Genomic DNA, 16,344 nt, shown 5'->3' with positions numbered 1-16,344 from the left:
CCCTACGCCCCTTTGCGCTCGGCAGAGGGGCTGTTTCTGGCAAAACTTACCTCTTCTCCTCCGATATCCATCTGGATCCACGTCTGCGCCAGCTGCGTCGTGGCGATCACTCGTCCCTGACGAATCGACCAGCGCACCGGCACCTGGCAGCGCACCGCTTCAAACCCGCTCTCGGCAGGCAGGATAATCAGGTTCGCCGGGTTCCCCGTGGCAATACCGTAATCGCTCAGGCCGAAGGTCCGGGCGCTGTTATGGGTGATGAGACTCAGGCCGCTGTCGATTTGCGGATAGCCCATCATCTGACAGACGTGCAGACCCATATGCAGCACCTGCAGCATGTTGCTGGTGCCGAGCGGGTACCACGGGTCGAAGACGTCGTCATGGCCGAAGCAGACGTTAATGCCCGCTTCCTGGAGCTCTCTCACCCGGGTGATGCCGCGGCGCTTCGGATAGTCATCAAAGCGTCCCTGCAGATGGATATTGACCAGCGGGTTAGCGACGAAGTTAATCCCCGACATCTTCAACAGGCGGAAGAGCCGCGAGGTGTAAGCGCCGTTGTAGGAGTGCATGGCGGTGGTGTGGCTGGCCGTCACGCGCGGGCCGATGCCGGCCTCATACGCCAGCGCTGCCACCGTCTCGACAAACCGCGACTGCTCGTCGTCGATTTCATCGCAGTGGATATCCAGCGGACGGTCATACTTCTTCGCCAGTTCAAAAGCGATATGCAGCGACTGCACGCCATACTCGCGGGTGAACTCGAAGTGTGGGATCGCCCCCACTACGTCGGCCCCCAGCCTTAACGCCTCTTCCAGCAGCGCCGCGCCGTTCGGGTAAGAGAGAATACCTTCCTGCGGGAACGCGACGATTTGCAGCGTCACCCACGGGGCAACCTCCTGCTTCACCTCCAGCATCGCCTTCAGGGCGGTAAGCGTCGGGTCGGAGACATCCACATGGGTGCGGACAAACTGGATGCCGTTGGCAATTTGCCACTTCAGCGTTTTCCAGGCGCGCGCTTTGACATCCTCATGGCTGAGCAACGCCTTGCGCTCCGCCCAGCGCTCAATGCCCTCAAACAGCGTGCCGGACTGGTTCCAGTTCGGCTCACCCGCGGTCTGGGTCGTATCAAGATGGATATGCGGCTCAATGAACGGCGGGATAGCCAGCCCGCCGCGCGCGTTCAATACTTCATAACTTTCGGCGTGGGTGTCGTCCATCGGGGTGATGTCACCAAATCGCCCGTTCTCAATGGCGAGCTGCCACAGCCCTTCCTGACCCGGTAAACGAACATTCTGAACAAGCCATAACGGTGTCGTAGACATACCCTTCCCCTAAAAAACGCCGCTGATATTCAGGCGTATCGATTTTGGCAAAACCGCCCCTGATTTGTACACAAATTCAACGAGCGCGAAAAGCCTGCGATTTCCGCCACTTATAAAAATCCTGACAAATCAGTCGCATACCACCTAAGGAGTAGGCGAAGACGTATTTGATTTGCATCAATAAGCGCCCCTGCTGAATCGTTAAGGTAGGCAATAATAGAAAAGAAATCGAGGCAATAATGAGCAAAGTCAGACTCGCTATCATCGGTAACGGCATGGTCGGCCACCGCTTTATCGAGGATCTTCTCGATAAGGCCGATGCTGAGCAGTTCGATATTACCGTGTTCTGTGAAGAACCCCGCAAGGCGTACGACCGTGTGCACCTGTCTTCCTACTTCTCCCATCATACCGCCGAAGAGCTCTCTCTGGTGCGCGAAGGTTTCTACGAGAAGCATGGCGTAAAAGTGCTGGTGGGCGAACGCGCTATCACCATCAACCGTCAGGAAAAAGTGATCCACTCCAGCGCCGGGCGTACGGTTTTTTACGACAAGCTGATCATGGCGACGGGCTCCTATCCGTGGATCCCGCCGATCAAAGGCTCGGAAACTCAGGATTGCTTCGTCTACCGTACCATTGAAGACCTCAACGCCATTGAGTCCTGCGCACGCAGAAGCAAACGCGGTGCGGTTGTCGGCGGCGGTCTGCTGGGTCTGGAAGCGGCAGGCGCGCTGAAAAACCTCGGCGTTGAAACCCACGTCATCGAATTTGCCCCGATGCTGATGGCCGAACAGCTGGACCACATGGGCGGTGACCAGCTGCGTCGTAAAATCGAAAGCATGGGCGTGAAGGTTCACACCAGCAAAAACACCAAAGAGATCGTTCAGGAAGGTACTGAAGCGCGCAAAACCATGCGCTTTGCCGACGGCAGCGAGCTGGAAGTGGACTTCATCGTCTTCTCCACCGGTATTCGTCCGCGCGACAAGCTGGCGACCCAGTGCGGTCTGGCCGTGGCGCAGCGCGGCGGGATCATGATCAACGACACCTGCCAGACCTCCGATCCGGATATCTACGCGATTGGCGAATGCGCCAGCTGGAACAACCGCGTATACGGCCTGGTGGCGCCGGGCTACAAAATGGCGCAGGTCGCCGTGGACCATATCCTCGGCAGCGAAAACGCGTTTACCGGTGCAGACATGAGCGCCAAGCTGAAGCTGCTGGGCGTGGACGTGGGCGGTATTGGCGATGCGCATGGCCGCACCCCGAATTCCCGCAGCTATGTCTATCTCGACGAAAGCAAAGAAGTCTACAAACGTCTTATCGTCAGCCAGGATAACAAAACCCTGCTCGGCGCGGTGCTGGTGGGCGATACCAGCGATTTCGGCAACCTGCTCCAGCTGGTGCTGAACGCCATCGAACTGCCGGAAAACCCGGACGCGCTGATCCTCCCGGCGCACGCCGCCAGCGGCAAGCCGTCTATCGGCGTGGATAAACTGCCGGACAGCGCGCAGATTTGCTCCTGCTTCGACGTCACCAAAGGCATGCTGATCTCCGCCATCAACAAAGGCTGCCACACAGTTGCAGCCCTGAAAGCCGAAACCAAAGCCGGTACCGGCTGCGGCGGCTGTATTCCACTGGTCACTCAGGTGCTGAACGCCGAACTGGCGAAACAGGGCATCGAAGTGAACAACAACCTGTGCGAGCACTTCGCGTATTCTCGCCAGGAGCTGTATCACCTGATCCGCGTGGAAGGCATCAAGTCCTTTGACGAGCTGCTGGCGAAGCACGGCCAGGGCTATGGCTGCGAAGTGTGTAAACCGACCGTCGGCTCCCTGCTGGCCTCCTGCTGGAACGAGTACGTGCTCAAGCCCGAGCATACGCCGCTGCAGGACACCAACGACAACTTCCTGGCCAACATCCAGAAAGACGGTACCTATTCCGTTATCCCACGTTCTGCCGGGGGCGAAATCACGCCGGAAGGGCTGGTGGCCGTGGGCCGTATCGCCCGTGAATTTAACCTGTACACCAAAATCACCGGCTCCCAGCGTATCGGCCTGTTCGGCGCGCAAAAGGATGACCTGCCGGAAATCTGGCGTCAGCTGATTGAAGCTGGCTTCGAAACCGGCCATGCATACGCCAAAGCGCTGCGTATGGCGAAAACCTGCGTGGGCAGCACCTGGTGCCGTTACGGCGTCGGCGACAGCGTGGGCTTCGGCGTGGAGCTGGAAAACCGCTACAAAGGCATCCGTACCCCGCACAAGATGAAGTTCGGCGTCTCCGGCTGTACCCGAGAATGTGCGGAAGCGCAGGGTAAAGACGTGGGGATCATCGCCACCGAGAAGGGCTGGAACCTGTACGTCTGCGGCAACGGCGGGATGAAACCACGCCACGCGGACCTGCTGGCGGCGGATCTCGATCGCGACACGCTGATTCAGTATCTCGACCGCTTCATGATGTTCTACATCCGCACCGCCGATAAGCTGACCCGTACCGCCTCCTGGCTCGATAACCAGGAAGGCGGCATCGACTACCTGAAAGCGGTGATCATCGACGACAAGCTGGGCCTGAACGAGCATCTGGAAGCGGAGATGGCGCGCCTGCGCGAGGCGGTGATCTGCGAATGGGCGGAAACCGTCAACACCCCGGCGGCTCAGACGCGCTTCAAACACTTTATCAATAGCACCCAGCGCGACCCGAACGTACAGGTCGTGCCGGAGCGTGAACAGCATCGTCCGGCGACACCGTATGAACGTATTCCGGTCACGCTGGTGGAGGAAAACGCATGAGCCAGTGGATAAACATTTGCGATATTAACGACATCATCCCGGCCACCGGCGTATGCGCGCTGCTGGGCAGCGAGCAGGTTGCGATTTTCCGCCCTCGCCACGATGAACAGGTTTTTGCCATCAGCAATATCGACCCGTTCTTCGAGGCCAGCGTGCTCTCCCGCGGACTAATTGCCGAGCATCAGGGCGAACTGTGGGTCGCCAGCCCGCTGAAAAAACAGCGTTTCCGCTTAAGCGACGGCTACTGCATGGAAGATGAGAGTCATTCAGTGAAGCACTATGACGTTCGCGTGAAGGACGGCAAGGTGCAGCTGAAAGGCTAATCCCCCGCCTTTTCAATACGAAAAGCTTATGACCCCTTATGGGTAACGGCAGGAAAAACCGTATGTTTTGTACGATTCCTGCTGTTATCCTGACGTCAATTCTTACCCCCTCCATGAATGCTGCGAGGTAACGTCGTGGATCACCTGCCGATTTTTTGTCAATTACGCAACCGCGACTGCCTGCTCGTGGGCGGCGGCGATGTGGCTGAACGCAAAGCGCGCCTGCTGTTAGAGGCTGGCGCCCGACTGACCGTTAACGCCATTGCCTTCGCCCCACAGTTTGAGGTCTGGGCTCAGGAAGGGATGCTCACGCTGGAACAGGGAGAATTTAATGAGTCCCTGCTGGATACCTGCTGGCTGACCATTGCCGCGACGGATGACGATGAAGTGAACCAGCGCGTGAGCGATGCCTGCGAAGCGCGCCGTATCTTTTGCAACGTGGTCGATGCGCCGAAAGAGGCCAGCTTTATCATGCCGTCGATTATTGACCGCTCGCCGCTGATGATTGCGGTATCGTCCGGCGGACGCTCGCCGGTTCTCGCCCGCCTGCTGCGGGAAAAACTGGAGGCCGTGCTGCCGCAGCACCTTGGTCAGATTGCGCATTACGCCGGGCAGCTCCGCTCCCGCGTGAAGCAAACCTTCTCGACCGTTGGCGAGCGTCGTCGCTTCTGGGAAAAATTCTTTGTGAACGACAGGCTGGCGCAGTCGCTGGCGAATCAGGACACCAAAGCCGTTGAAGAGACGACCGAACAGCTGCTGAGCGAGCCGCTGGACCATCGCGGCGAAGTGGTGCTGGTGGGCGCAGGCCCCGGCGATGCGGGCTTGCTGACGCTGAAAGGGCTACAGCAGATCCAGCAGGCCGATACCGTGGTTTACGATCGCCTGGTCTCTGATGACATCATGAACCTGGTACGCCGCGATGCCGACCGCGTCTTCGTGGGTAAACGGGCGGGCTACCACTGCGTGCCGCAGGAGGAGATTAACCAGATCCTGCTGCGCGAGGCGCAGAAAGGTAAGCGCGTGGTGCGCCTTAAGGGTGGCGATCCGTTTATCTTTGGTCGCGGCGGCGAGGAGCTGGAAACGCTGTGTGACGCGGGGATCCCGTTCTCCGTGGTGCCGGGCATTACGGCGGCATCCGGCTGTTCGGCTTACTCTGGCATTCCGCTGACCCACCGCGACTATGCCCAGAGCGTGCGTCTGGTGACGGGCCATCTGAAAACCGGCTGCGAGCTGGACTGGCAAAATCTGGCCGCGGAAAAGCAGACGCTGGTCTTCTACATGGGGCTGAACCAGGCCGCGACGATTCAGGCGAAGCTGCTGGAGCACGGCATGGAGGCTGATATGCCGGTTGCGCTGGTGGAAAACGGTACGTCCATCAAGCAACGCGTGGTGAATGGTGTACTGACGCAGCTCGGCGAGCTGGCGCAGCAGGTCGAAAGCCCGGCGCTGATTGTGGTAGGTCGCGTGGTTGAGCTGCGCGATAAGCTGAACTGGTTCTCGAATCACTAACGCATATTCTTCCTTTGCGGAGTAGTCCTTATGCGGACTACTCCCCTCTTACCGCTGTCGATAACATACCGCCCCGAAGTGGAATTTCTCCCTTTATTCCCTTGAGTTACATCCAACTTTCGTTTTTAAGACAAGGAATGCGTATGTTCAAACTGGCAAAAGCAGCCGTTCTGGTTGGCCTGTTATCGACTCTGACTGCCTGTACCGGTCATGTACAGAACACCAAAAATAACTGCAGCTACGATTACCTGCTGCACCCGGCGATCTCCATTTCGAAGATCATCGGTGGCTGCGGCCCGGCGGCGGAGCAGTAAGCGTTTTTCAGGCGTAAAAAAAACCGGGATATCCCGGTTTTTTAGTTTTGGAGAGTGTGGTTTTTAGTCGGGTGGCGCTAACGCTTACCCGGCAAGCAGACTCAAGGCTTCGCAACAAACCCAATCGCTTCGTACACCGCTTTCAGGGTTTCGGACGCGCGCGCGCTGGCTTTTTCCGCGCCGTCTTTCATCACCTTCTGCAGGAAAGCTTCGTCGTTACGGTAGCGGTGATAACGCTCCTGAAGCTCGGTCAGCATGCCGGAAACGGCATCTGCCACTTCACCTTTCAGGTGGCCGTACATCTTGCCTTCGAAGTGCTGTTCCAGCTCAGGGATGCTCTGGCCGGTCACGCCGGAGAGGATATCCAGCAGGTTGGAAACGCCCGCTTTGTTCTGCACGTCGTAGCGCACCACAGGCGGCTCGTCGGAGTCGGTGACCGCGCGCTTGAGCTTTTTGACGACGGATTTCGGATCTTCCAGCAGGCCGATAACGTTGTTGCGGTTATCGTCAGACTTGGACATCTTCTTGGTCGGCTCCAGCAGCGACATCACGCGCGCGCCGGACTTCGGAATGAACGGCTCCGGCACTTTGAACACATCGCCGTAAATCGCGTTAAAGCGCTGGGCGATATCGCGGCTCAACTCCAGATGCTGCTTCTGGTCTTCACCTACCGGCACCTGGTTGGTTTGATACAACAGAATGTCCGCCGCCATCAGCACCGGATAGTCGAACAGACCGGCGTTGATGTTTTCAGAGTAGCGCGCGGATTTATCCTTGAACTGGGTCATGCGGCTCAGCTCGCCGAAATAGGTGTAGCAGTTCAGCGCCCAGCCCAGCTGCGCGTGCTCCGGCACGTGAGACTGAACGAAAATGGTGCTCTTCTCAGGATCGATGCCGCAGGCCAGGTACAGCGCCAGGGTGTCCAGGGTGGCTTTACGCAGCTTCTCAGGATCCTGACGCGCGGTAATCGCGTGGAGATCGACGATGCAGTAAATGCAATGGTAGTCATCCTGCATGCTGACCCACTGACGTAACGCACCCATGTAGTTACCAATGGTCAATTCACCTGAAGGCTGTGCGCCACTAAAAACGATGGGCTTAGTCATTATTCAATTCCTGATGTTCACTGTGTGAAAGCCCGAGTGCGGGCAACAAATCTTTGAAGTGGTCGAAGACCACATCCGGCTCACTTAATGTGATGGCTTCACCGTAGTTGTAGCCATAGGTTAATCCGACGGAAGGACACCCAGCCGCTCGGGCAGCCAGAATATCATTGCGCGAATCCCCGACAAAGAGCAGCTCTGCAGGCGTTAAGGATAATTTTCCTGCCACCAGCAACAGCGGTTCCGGATGCGGCTTTTTGTTCTGCACATCGTCGCCGCCCACAATCACGGAGAAATACTTCGCGATATCAAGCGCTTCGAGCAGCGGTGCAACGAACGGCGTGGGTTTGTTGGTCACCAGCCCCAGCGGGATGCCCTTCGCGTGCAGCGCGCTCAGCGTTTCCTGAACGTCCGGGAACAGGAAACTGCCCTCCTCGACGGTCTCTTCATAGAAACGATCGAACAGTTTGCGCAGAATCCGTAGCTGCTCATCCTTAGGGATATCAGCGTGGTCAACGCTCGGTTTCCCCTGCGCGGAACGCTGCGACGCGCGCTCCTGACGCGCCCACGTCAACGCGCGCTCCATCAGGACATCGGCGCCGTTGCCAATCCACGTTACCACGCGCTCTTCCCCCGCAACGGGGAGTTCAAGTGCATACAGCGCCTGGTCTACAGCGCTCGTTAAGCCCGGCGCGCTGTCAACCAGCGTACCGTCGAGGTCGAATGCCACACCCCGAATTGCCTGCAATTTATCCATGACTTACCTTCGCCAGCTCACGGCGCATTTCATCAATGACTTTTTTGTAATCCGGTTGGTCGAAAATTGCCGAACCTGCAACGAACATATCCGCGCCGGCTGCCGCAATTTCACCAATGTTATTCACTTTCACACCGCCGTCCACTTCCAGGCGAATATCATAACCTGACTCATCAATGCGACGGCGCACTTCTCGCAGCTTATCCAGCGTGTGGGGAATGAAAGACTGACCGCCGAAGCCCGGGTTAACGGACATCAGCAGAATCACGTCCAGCTTGTCCATCACGTAATCGAGATAGCTCAGCGGCGTGGCCGGGTTAAACACCAGGCCCGCCTTACAGCCGTTCTCTTTGATCAGCTGCAGCGTGCGGTCCACGTGTTCAGAGGCTTCCGGATGGAAAGTGATGATGCTGGCACCCGCTGCGGCGAAGTCAGGCACGATGCGATCAACAGGCTTCACCATCAGGTGAACGTCGATCGGCGCGGTAATGCCATAGTTACGTAATGCCTTGAGCACCATTGGGCCAATGGTCAGGTTAGGGACGTAGTGGTTGTCCATAACGTCGAAATGGACGACATCTGCGCCAGCCGCGAGAGCTTTGGCGGTGTCTTCACCCAGGCGGGCAAAATCGGCCGACAGAATTGAGGGAGCAATCAAAAACTGTTTCATCCGCTTCTCCTTGAAATGTGTTTACCGGCGGGCAAAACGGCTCAGGGGCGATAAAGAGCCAGAAGTTCGTCCACCTTTTTACGTGTGCCGCCGTTGCTGCTAATGCTACGCCGCACTTTGACCTGAAAATGCTTCGCGGCTTTGTACCATTCGCGCGTATCAGGCGTGTCGTGATTCGAAATTAACACCGGAATTCTTTTGCTGACCAGCTTTTCCGCCATCTCCGCCAGACGGGCCTGTTCGGCCGGGCTGAAGCTGTTGGTGTGATAAGCGGTGAAATTCGCCGTTGCAGACAGTGGTGCGTAAGGCGGGTCACAGTAAACCACCGAGTTTACGCCTGCCAGCTCCATACACTCTTCATAGGAGAGGCAATGAAACTCTGCGTTCTGCGCTTTTTCGGCAAAGTGATACAGCTCGTCCTGCGGGAAATACGGACGCTTATAGCGACCAAACGGTACGTTAAATTCCCCGCGCAGGTTATAGCGGCACAGGCCGTTGTAACCATGTCGGTTGAGATAGAGGAACAGCAGCGCTCTGCGGAACGGATCCTGACTCTGATTAAACTCAGTGCGAAACTGGTAGTAAACGTCCGGCTGATTATTCTCCGGCGTAAACAGTTTGCGCGCCTCTGCAACATACTCTTCGGTACGCAGCTTAACGATGTTATAGAGGCTGATAAGGTCGTTGTTGATATCCGCCAGGATATAACGTGAAAAATCGGTGTTCAGGAACACCGATCCTGCGCCCACGAAAGGCTCGATTAGACACTCGCCTTTTGGCAGGTGCTTTTTAATATCATCGAGCAGGGGGTATTTCCCCCCTGCCCATTTCAGAAAAGCGCGATTTTTTTTCATGCTGACTAACTGATTACACCTTCTCCGGCTGTGGAGAAAGCTCCGACAGCATCCTGCGCTTTAAACATTACTTCAGATCGGCCTGAACCTGATGAATCGGCTTCGCCCAGGGATTTTTTGCCTGAACATCCGCTGGCAGTGCCGCTACGGCACGTTTCGCTTCATCTTTGGACGAATAAACGCCGCTGACCAGCACATACCACGGTTGACCATTACGGGTCGTCTGATAAACAACATAGTCTTTCAGATTTGATTTCTTCGCCCAACCGTTGAGGTTGTCATAGTTAGACGAACTGCTCAGCTGCAGCGTGTAGTTGCTGGATGGCGCAGACTTCATCGAGCCAACGTTACCTGCAGTTTTACCTGCGGCGCTGCTGGAGGCTGTTGCCGTGGCTGCTGGAGCCGTTGCTGCAGGTGCCGCTGTGGTCGCCGTTGCTTTCGGCGCAGTCTGCGTGACTGGCGCTTTAGCAGGCTCGCTCACCGCAGCCGTTTCGGTGTGTTTCGGCTGTGCCTGTACGGCTTTCACTTCAGGCGCTTTTACGACTGCCTGAGGTTTGGTTTCACGCTTAGGCTCAATCACCGCCTGCTTACGTTCAGGACGCGTCGCAGTTTGCGTCTGGCGCGGTTTGGTTTCTGTCGCAGCCGTTTGTGGCTGAGCGTTACCACCGCGAATCGGCGCAACGGTTGCCGGCTCAGTTGGCAGCGTGGAGTTAACCACGACGTTATCAACCTGCTGCTGGTTCTGCGGCTGCGTCAGCGCATTGTTCAGATCTCCCTGAACTTCTACGCGCTGCTGGCCTTCAGGCGTAGCAGGTGCCTGACCCTGAGCAGGGGTTGAAGAAACGGGCGGCAGAGAAACATCCTGCGGCGCTGTAGTGTTACCTGCGGTCTGCTCTGCGGAAGTCGCACCCGGTGCAGGCTGTGCGCCATTCGCCTGATTGGTCGCATCGTTAGCGGACAGGTTGATGCTCTTCTCAGGGGAAGCTGTTTGCTCGGTTGAGTTCGTTGACGGTGCTTTGAGCGCGGAGCCAATGCCGACAATCAGCAGCACAAGCACCAGAACGCCCAGGCCCATCATGATGTACTGGCGGGAAGCCGGTTTCGGCGCAGCGGCTTTTTTACGTTTACGCGGGCGACGCTCTACAGGCTGTTCGTCCATTGAATCTTCTTCGGACTCATAATCCTCTTCTGCTCGCTCTTCGTGCGCGTTGCGGCTGCGCGAAGGGCGACGATCGTCTGCATCCAGATCAACATCGTCAAAGTTGATCTGCGGCTCGTTATCACGTTCTGAAGATTGACGAGAACGACCAGTACGACGATCGCTGGGATCGGGTTTCAGCTCGTCTTCTGGTTTGAATTCATCCATTTAACACCCCACTCAAAGGCTTATGCTAACGACTTTGCATTTCACCTGAAGCTAAACGACCACCTGCGACAGTGGCCTGACCTTTCTAGTTGTTACGCCTGCTGACAATCAGCGATAGCGCCAAGAACGACATCGTGCGGCACTCCGCCGCGCACTTCACTCTTCCCTATTGCAAGCGGGAGTACAAGACGCATCTCACCTGCCAATACTTTTTTATCGCGCATCATGTGGGGTAAATACGCTTGCGCCGACATCTCCTGCGGCCCGGTTACCGGCAAACCTGCACGTTCAAGCAGCGCAATGATGCGCGCCGTCTCTTCAGGTTTAAACTGCCCCAGACGTTCAGAGGTGCGCGCTGCCATGACCATACCAGCCGCGACGGCTTCACCGTGCAGCCAGTTGCCGTAACCCATCTCGGCTTCAATGGCGTGGCCAAACGTATGCCCAAGATTCAGTAAAGCACGTAAGCCCGTTTCACGCTCGTCTGCTGCGACAACTTCTGCTTTCAGCTCACAGCAACGACGAATGCAGTATGCCAGTTTAGCCTCATCCAGGCACAGCAGCGCATCCATATTCTCTTCAAGCCAGTTAAAGAACTCGCCATCAAGAATAATGCCGTATTTGATCACTTCCGCCAGACCCGAAGCCAGTTCGCGCTTCGGCAGGGTTTTCAGACAGTCGAGATCCACCACCACCGATGCGGGCTGGTAGAACGCGCCAATCATGTTTTTGCCGAGCGGATGGTTGACTGCCGTTTTGCCACCCACAGAGGAGTCGACCTGGGACAGCAGCGTGGTTGGGATTTGAATAAAACGGACGCCACGCTGATAGCTTGCGGCCGCAAAGCCGGTCAGATCGCCCACAACACCGCCGCCCAGGGCAAGCAGTGTTGTATCGCGACCATGCGGTTTTTGCAGCAATGCGGTAAAGACGGTATCCAGTACCTTCAGGCTTTTATACTGCTCGCCATCGGGGAGAATCACACTGTCGACTTTTACGCCCGCCTGCTCAAGCAGGTGGCGTACGCGGTCGAGATAAAGCGGAGCCAGCGTCTCATTGGTGACCAGCATCGCCTGATCACCCGCTTTCAGTGGTAAAAAGGAAGCTGGGTCGTTAAACAAACCAGCCGCGATGGTGATAGGGTAACTACGTTCCCCGAGAGTAACTGTAATCCTCTCCATGACGCGACATCCACCTTTAATGCTTTTACCCGCAGGCGAGTGTATATAAAGCCAGAATCAGTTGCTTTCCAGCATATGAATAATCTGGTTTGCAACCACTTTAGCGCTCTGGTCGTCAGTACGAATGGTCACATCGGCAATCTCTTCATACAGCGGATTGCGTTCATCGGCCAACGCTTCCAGAACTTCGCGTGGTGGCGTTTCAACCTGCAGCAGCGGGCGCTTTTTATCGCGCTGCGTACGTGCGAGCTGTTTCTCGATGGTCGTCTCAAGATAGACCACTACGCCACGGGCGGAGAGACGGTTGCGGGTTTCGCGAGATTTCACAGAGCCGCCGCCTGTTGCCAGAACGATGCCCTGCTTTTCCGTGAGTTCGTTGATCACTTTTTCTTCTCGGTCACGGAAACCTTCTTCGCCTTCTACATCGAAAACCCAGCCCACATCAGCTCCGGTTCGTTTCTCAATCTCTTGATCAGAATCGTAAAATTCCATATTGAGTTGTTGAGCTAACTGACGCCCAATAGTGCTTTTGCCGGCACCCATAGGCCCAACCAGAAAGATATTGCGTTTCTCTGCCATTTTATCGGTACTACTAAGACTATTCGTTAATGGTAATTCCCGCTTCGCAGACACCCAGCGTAGCAGGACATGAACTGAAACCTCATATGCAATAGAGCGAGAGTCAGACTAAAAATTATCTCAATACTCCGGCTTGTTTGGCAACTGATTAAATCACCGCGCCGGGCGCATAAGGTAATAAGACGTAAGTCCAACTCAAATCGGTACTCCTTGTATGCTAATTCATGCCCCACGTCAAACATCTGCAACAAACTGAATGCAAAATCATTGCGGGGATCGTTACCCGTCAGCGAATACCGACCAGACGTGGTGTAATAAACACCACTAGCTCGCGCCGTTCATTATCCTTACCATCGTGGCGAAAAAGCTGTCCAAGCCAGGGGATTTTTCCCAGCCCCGGCACGCTGTCACTGCCGGTTTTATTCTTCTGCGAAAAAATTCCGCCCAACGCCAGCGTTTCTCCACTTTTTACCTCCACCTGGGTTTCTATCTCCTGTTTATCGATCGCCAGCGTTTCGCCGTCAGCCTGCTGCAGAACCTGTCCCGGCATATTTTCACTGATGTGCAATTTCAGGCGCACGCGTCCTCCCGGTAAGACCACCGGTGTGACCTCCATTCCTAATACCGCCTCTTTAAACTCAACGGAGGTGGCGCCGCTTTCACCGCTTGAGACCTGATACGGTATTTCACTCCCCTGCTTGATGCTGGCCGGTTGCATATGCGAGGCCAGCAGCCGCGGGCTGGCGATGATATCGACCTGCTGTTTTTGCTCCAGCGCAGAGAGCTCCAGATCCAGTAGCCGACCATTGATCCGTCCGATGTTAAAACCCACGTGGCTGGTGGCGCTGGCGACGGAAAGATCGCTGCCCAGCGTGGTGAGCTGTCCAACCTTGCCCGCGTCGGCGGCGTCGGCGAGACTCCACTTCACCCCCAGCTCACGCAGGCTTTTTTCATTAATGGTCACAATATGCGCCGCCAGCTCGACCTGTTCGACGGGTATATCCATCTGAGCGGCCCAACGCTGCAGCGTCTCCACCACCGTCTGGTTATCCCGAATCAGCAGCCGGTTAGTGCGTTTGTCGAGAGACAAACTTCCCTTTGGGCTCAGGAGCTTTTCCGCGTCTTTTTGCAGCTCTCCGGCATCGGCATAGGACAAAGCGATGCTGTGAGACACCAGCGGCGCATCAAGCTGTCGACGCGTTCGCTCCTGTTCTGAACGTTCCTGCTGCTCACGCTGCCAGGCCGCGGTATGCACATAAAAAATGCCGCCCTCCTCTCGCAAAACAAGGCCAGCGCTGGTGACAACCGTCTGTAACGCTTGACGCCAGGGGACGCGCGTCAGGTTGAGCGAAAGCGTGCCGCCGACGTCAGGCGATACCACCAGATTTCGGTTCTCCTGTGCAACCAGGCTCTGCAGCACCTGGACTACAGGCACGTCATCAACCACCAGCGTGACCGGTTTTGGCGCGGCGGCCCACAGCGGATGGCTGAACGCCAGCAGCCACAGCATTATCCGTAAGTTCATTCTTATTCGTTCCTTCTCGTTGCCACGTCCATATTCCTGGTTCACATGTGTCACCCACATCAACAACCAGTTCCGTTTCATTGATGGCTGTTATCGTCCAGCCTGCCGGGAAGCGCTCATGCATTTTCAGGCGGTACCAGCGCTTTTGCCCATCCTGTAAAATGCCGATAGCCTGCTGTCCTCCCACCATGCCGCGGTAGCGCCACTGCGCCAGCTCGCCTATGGCGCAGGGATCGTCCGGCGGGCGAAACGGATCGCGCATGCCGGTCAATAGCAGCGCTGAGCAAACCAGCAAATATCGCGCGCTATTTCGCATGTTCCAGCTCCAGCCGCAGGCGCAACGCTGTACCTTGTGGTGCAATCGCGAAAGCGGCGATCTGCACATCCCGCTGCGCCAGCTGGGAAAAAAGCGCCGGGAGAGCCTGCCACTCCACCTCCAGCATCAGTTCCCCTCCGTTCTGCAGCGGCTTCCAGTGAACCAGCGTCGCGTTATCGCCCTGAAAATCGAGCGGAGAAAACGCCGTCAGCGCCAGTGTGTCCGTTGTTTCCGGACGAAACGGCACCTTTCTGACGGCAGGCCATAACGCCGCGTTCGTCCTTGCGTCCTGAATCAGCTGTCGCTGTCGTTCAGCACACTGCCTGTCTAGCGGTCTGAGCAAGGTGCCCCACGCGGCCAGTCCTGCCAGGAGACTCCCCAGACACCAAAAAAGCACCCGATACCAGGGACGGCTTTCGCACCAGCGTTCTAACAGGGTATCCATGCGTTACCCCTCGCTTTTAAGATGGAGGGTGAACATCCACCGCCCCTGGCTGTCCTGCCGAAGCTCACCCGCCGTTCCGGGCGTAAAACCCGCTATTTGGCCCAGCGCATCGCGCAGAGCAGACAGGGCTGACAGGGTTATGGCATACCCGCTCAGCGTCAGAGCAGGAGGCTGATAGCGAAGCTCTGTCAGCCAGACCTGTGAAGGAGTGGCGCGGGAAAGGGACTCCAGCACCGGTTGCCATGCGCGTCGTTGAAGGGTCTGCGCTGGCTTCTGCGCCTGTGAGGCGAGTGTCTGCCGGGAGGCAAGCGCGTGCTGCACGGTCTGCGTTCCCGTCAGCTCCGTTTGCAGCGCGTGCAGCCTCATAAGAGGGTTTATCCGCAGGCAGAAAATGACCGCGAACATCAACAGCACGGTGCCGACACACATTGCCCCCCAGAAACGCAGGCATCGTGCGCGCCGCTGCTGTCGCCAGGGCAGAAAGTTCATGATGCTCATCCGGGCACCTCGCTCATGGCCAACGCCAGCGCAACGGTATAATCAGCGCCGCTGTCCGGTAGCGGGGCATGGCAGCGCTCCAGGATTTCCCACGGGTCACGTCGGCTATCAAACAGCGCGATGTCATCCGGACCAAGCGCCAGCAGCGCCGCCAGCTCGGCCACGCTTTCGGCTTCTGTGGTAAAGCGGCGTCCCCACTGGTGACGCATCGCCCACAGCCACTGCCGATCGTCGCGCCAGGCGACGCACGTCGCTGGCGCCACGGCAGTAAGAAGATTCGCCAGCGCGCTGGCATCCGGCGTAATGGCCACCAGCCGCAAACGCAGCGTTTTCGCCAGCGCCAGTAGGGTGTCGACCTCGTTGTGTTGCGCGGCGGTCACCTGAAAGGTATTGCTGAAGGTATCCTGCGCGTAATCGAAACAGAGCGTATCGGCAGACATCTCCAGTTCGCGCGCGAGCGCCGCGCCAAGCCATGAGAGCTGCTCGCTGTCGCGCAGCGCAACGGTCGGACGGGGGAGCGACCGTTGCAGAGTGCGTGCTGCCGGGAAAGAGAGGAACACCCGATGGTAGTGCGGCAGCGTTTTCCGCCAGTCACGTAACGCATCAACCAGCTGTTCTGGCTGACAAATTTTGCCGTCACGACTGATGCCCTCGTCCAGAGGAATCGCCCACCAGCGGCGCAAGCACCAGCCCGACTTCTCCCGGGCCAGGGCGACGATCAGCACCCTATCCTGTTGAATATGAACGCCCGTTTGCCATCTTTTGAAAGCCATGCTTTACGATCTCCTTATCGCCCGTCGCC

The 16,344-nt window shown here is 57.1% G+C and carries 17 protein-coding genes; 4 read left to right on the top strand and 13 right to left on the bottom strand.

From position 1 onward, the window contains the following. Window positions 1-2: 2 nt before the first annotated feature. Window positions 3-1,319 (bottom strand): cytosine deaminase, encoded by a 1,317-nt coding sequence (locus tag ACOTZB_RS18285; protein WP_421628049.1) that lies wholly within the window; start codon window positions 1,317-1,319, stop codon window positions 3-5. A gap of 239 nt (window positions 1,320-1,558) precedes the next feature. On the opposite strand from ACOTZB_RS18285, the gene nirB reads away from it, so the two are divergent. The 4 genes from nirB to ACOTZB_RS18265 all read left to right on the top strand — a co-directional run bounded on the left by nirB (window position 1,559) and on the right by ACOTZB_RS18265 (window position 6,248). After that, the gene (gene nirB / locus ACOTZB_RS18280; protein WP_421628048.1) at window positions 1,559-4,102 is read left to right on the top strand and encodes a nitrite reductase large subunit NirB; all 2,544 of its coding nucleotides are present in this window, start codon (window positions 1,559-1,561) and stop codon (window positions 4,100-4,102) included. Next, entirely contained in the window at window positions 4,099-4,425 is a 327-nt protein-coding gene (nirD, locus tag ACOTZB_RS18275; protein ID WP_023309475.1) for a nitrite reductase small subunit NirD, read from the top strand. Before nirB ends, nirD begins: the two co-directional genes overlap by 4 nt. 135 nt (window positions 4,426-4,560) lie before the next feature. Beyond that, window positions 4,561-5,934 (top strand): siroheme synthase CysG, encoded by a 1,374-nt coding sequence (gene cysG, locus ACOTZB_RS18270; RefSeq protein ID WP_421628046.1) that lies wholly within the window; start codon window positions 4,561-4,563, stop codon window positions 5,932-5,934. Between the two features lie 143 nt (window positions 5,935-6,077). After that, window positions 6,078-6,248 carry a YhfL family protein gene (locus ACOTZB_RS18265; protein ID WP_047646835.1) on the top strand — a complete coding sequence of 57 codons (171 nt, stop codon included), beginning with the start codon at window positions 6,078-6,080 and terminating at the stop codon, window positions 6,246-6,248. A 101-nt stretch (window positions 6,249-6,349) separates the two neighbouring features. Here the strand turns inward: ACOTZB_RS18265 and trpS are convergent, their stop codons facing one another. The 12 genes from trpS to ACOTZB_RS18205 form a co-directional block, all read right to left on the bottom strand. Continuing rightward, window positions 6,350-7,354 (bottom strand): tryptophan--tRNA ligase, encoded by a 1,005-nt coding sequence (gene trpS / locus ACOTZB_RS18260; protein ID WP_121426113.1) that lies wholly within the window; start codon window positions 7,352-7,354, stop codon window positions 6,350-6,352. Continuing rightward, entirely contained in the window at window positions 7,347-8,108 is a 762-nt protein-coding gene (gene gph, locus ACOTZB_RS18255) for a phosphoglycolate phosphatase (RefSeq protein WP_024907924.1), read from the bottom strand. The genes trpS and gph overlap by 8 nt, the downstream gene beginning before the upstream one ends. Continuing rightward, the gene (rpe, locus tag ACOTZB_RS18250) at window positions 8,101-8,778 is read right to left on the bottom strand and encodes a ribulose-phosphate 3-epimerase (protein WP_024907923.1); all 678 of its coding nucleotides are present in this window, start codon (window positions 8,776-8,778) and stop codon (window positions 8,101-8,103) included. Before rpe ends, gph begins: the two co-directional genes overlap by 8 nt. Window positions 8,779-8,819: 41 nt before the next feature. Then, window positions 8,820-9,632 (bottom strand): adenine-specific DNA-methyltransferase, encoded by an 813-nt coding sequence (gene dam, locus ACOTZB_RS18245; protein ID WP_033146808.1) that lies wholly within the window; start codon window positions 9,630-9,632, stop codon window positions 8,820-8,822. 67 nt (window positions 9,633-9,699) lie between these two features. After that, window positions 9,700-10,998, bottom strand: a complete 1,299-nt coding sequence (damX, locus tag ACOTZB_RS18240; protein WP_421628043.1) for a cell division protein DamX — start codon at window positions 10,996-10,998, stop codon at window positions 9,700-9,702. 92 nt (window positions 10,999-11,090) lie between these two features. After that, window positions 11,091-12,179 (bottom strand): 3-dehydroquinate synthase, encoded by a 1,089-nt coding sequence (gene aroB, locus ACOTZB_RS18235; RefSeq protein WP_193805227.1) that lies wholly within the window; start codon window positions 12,177-12,179, stop codon window positions 11,091-11,093. Window positions 12,180-12,236: 57 nt separating this feature from the next. Continuing rightward, complete coding sequence (gene aroK, locus ACOTZB_RS18230) at window positions 12,237-12,758, bottom strand: shikimate kinase AroK (protein WP_003861630.1); 522 nt, start codon at window positions 12,756-12,758, stop codon at window positions 12,237-12,239. A 286-nt stretch (window positions 12,759-13,044) separates the two neighbouring features. Continuing rightward, a complete protein-coding gene (hofQ, locus tag ACOTZB_RS18225; protein WP_421628082.1) occupies window positions 13,045-14,268 on the bottom strand; it encodes a DNA uptake porin HofQ in 1,224 nt (407 codons plus the stop codon). Beyond that, a complete protein-coding gene (locus tag ACOTZB_RS18220; protein ID WP_421628041.1) occupies window positions 14,198-14,599 on the bottom strand; it encodes a HofP DNA utilization family protein in 402 nt (133 codons plus the stop codon). Before ACOTZB_RS18220 ends, hofQ begins: the two co-directional genes overlap by 71 nt. Next, window positions 14,589-15,044, bottom strand: a complete 456-nt coding sequence (locus ACOTZB_RS18215) for a HofO (protein WP_421628040.1) — start codon at window positions 15,042-15,044, stop codon at window positions 14,589-14,591. Before ACOTZB_RS18215 ends, ACOTZB_RS18220 begins: the two co-directional genes overlap by 11 nt. Before the next feature lie 3 nt (window positions 15,045-15,047). Continuing rightward, window positions 15,048-15,542 (bottom strand): PilN domain-containing protein, encoded by a 495-nt coding sequence (locus ACOTZB_RS18210; RefSeq protein WP_421628038.1) that lies wholly within the window; start codon window positions 15,540-15,542, stop codon window positions 15,048-15,050. Next, window positions 15,539-16,315, bottom strand: coding sequence for a DNA utilization protein HofM (locus tag ACOTZB_RS18205; RefSeq protein ID WP_421628037.1), 777 nt, complete (start codon window positions 16,313-16,315; stop codon window positions 15,539-15,541). Before ACOTZB_RS18205 ends, ACOTZB_RS18210 begins: the two co-directional genes overlap by 4 nt. Between the last annotated feature and the right edge of the window lie 29 nt (window positions 16,316-16,344).

Origin of the sequence: Enterobacter cloacae complex sp. SHL020 (assembly GCF_049236945.1) — a bacterium.
Lineage (GTDB): Bacteria > Pseudomonadota > Gammaproteobacteria > Enterobacterales > Enterobacteriaceae > Enterobacter > Enterobacter dykesii.
The sequence above is the reverse complement of the archived record's forward strand: the minus strand, read 5'-3'. Positions and strand labels throughout refer to the sequence as shown.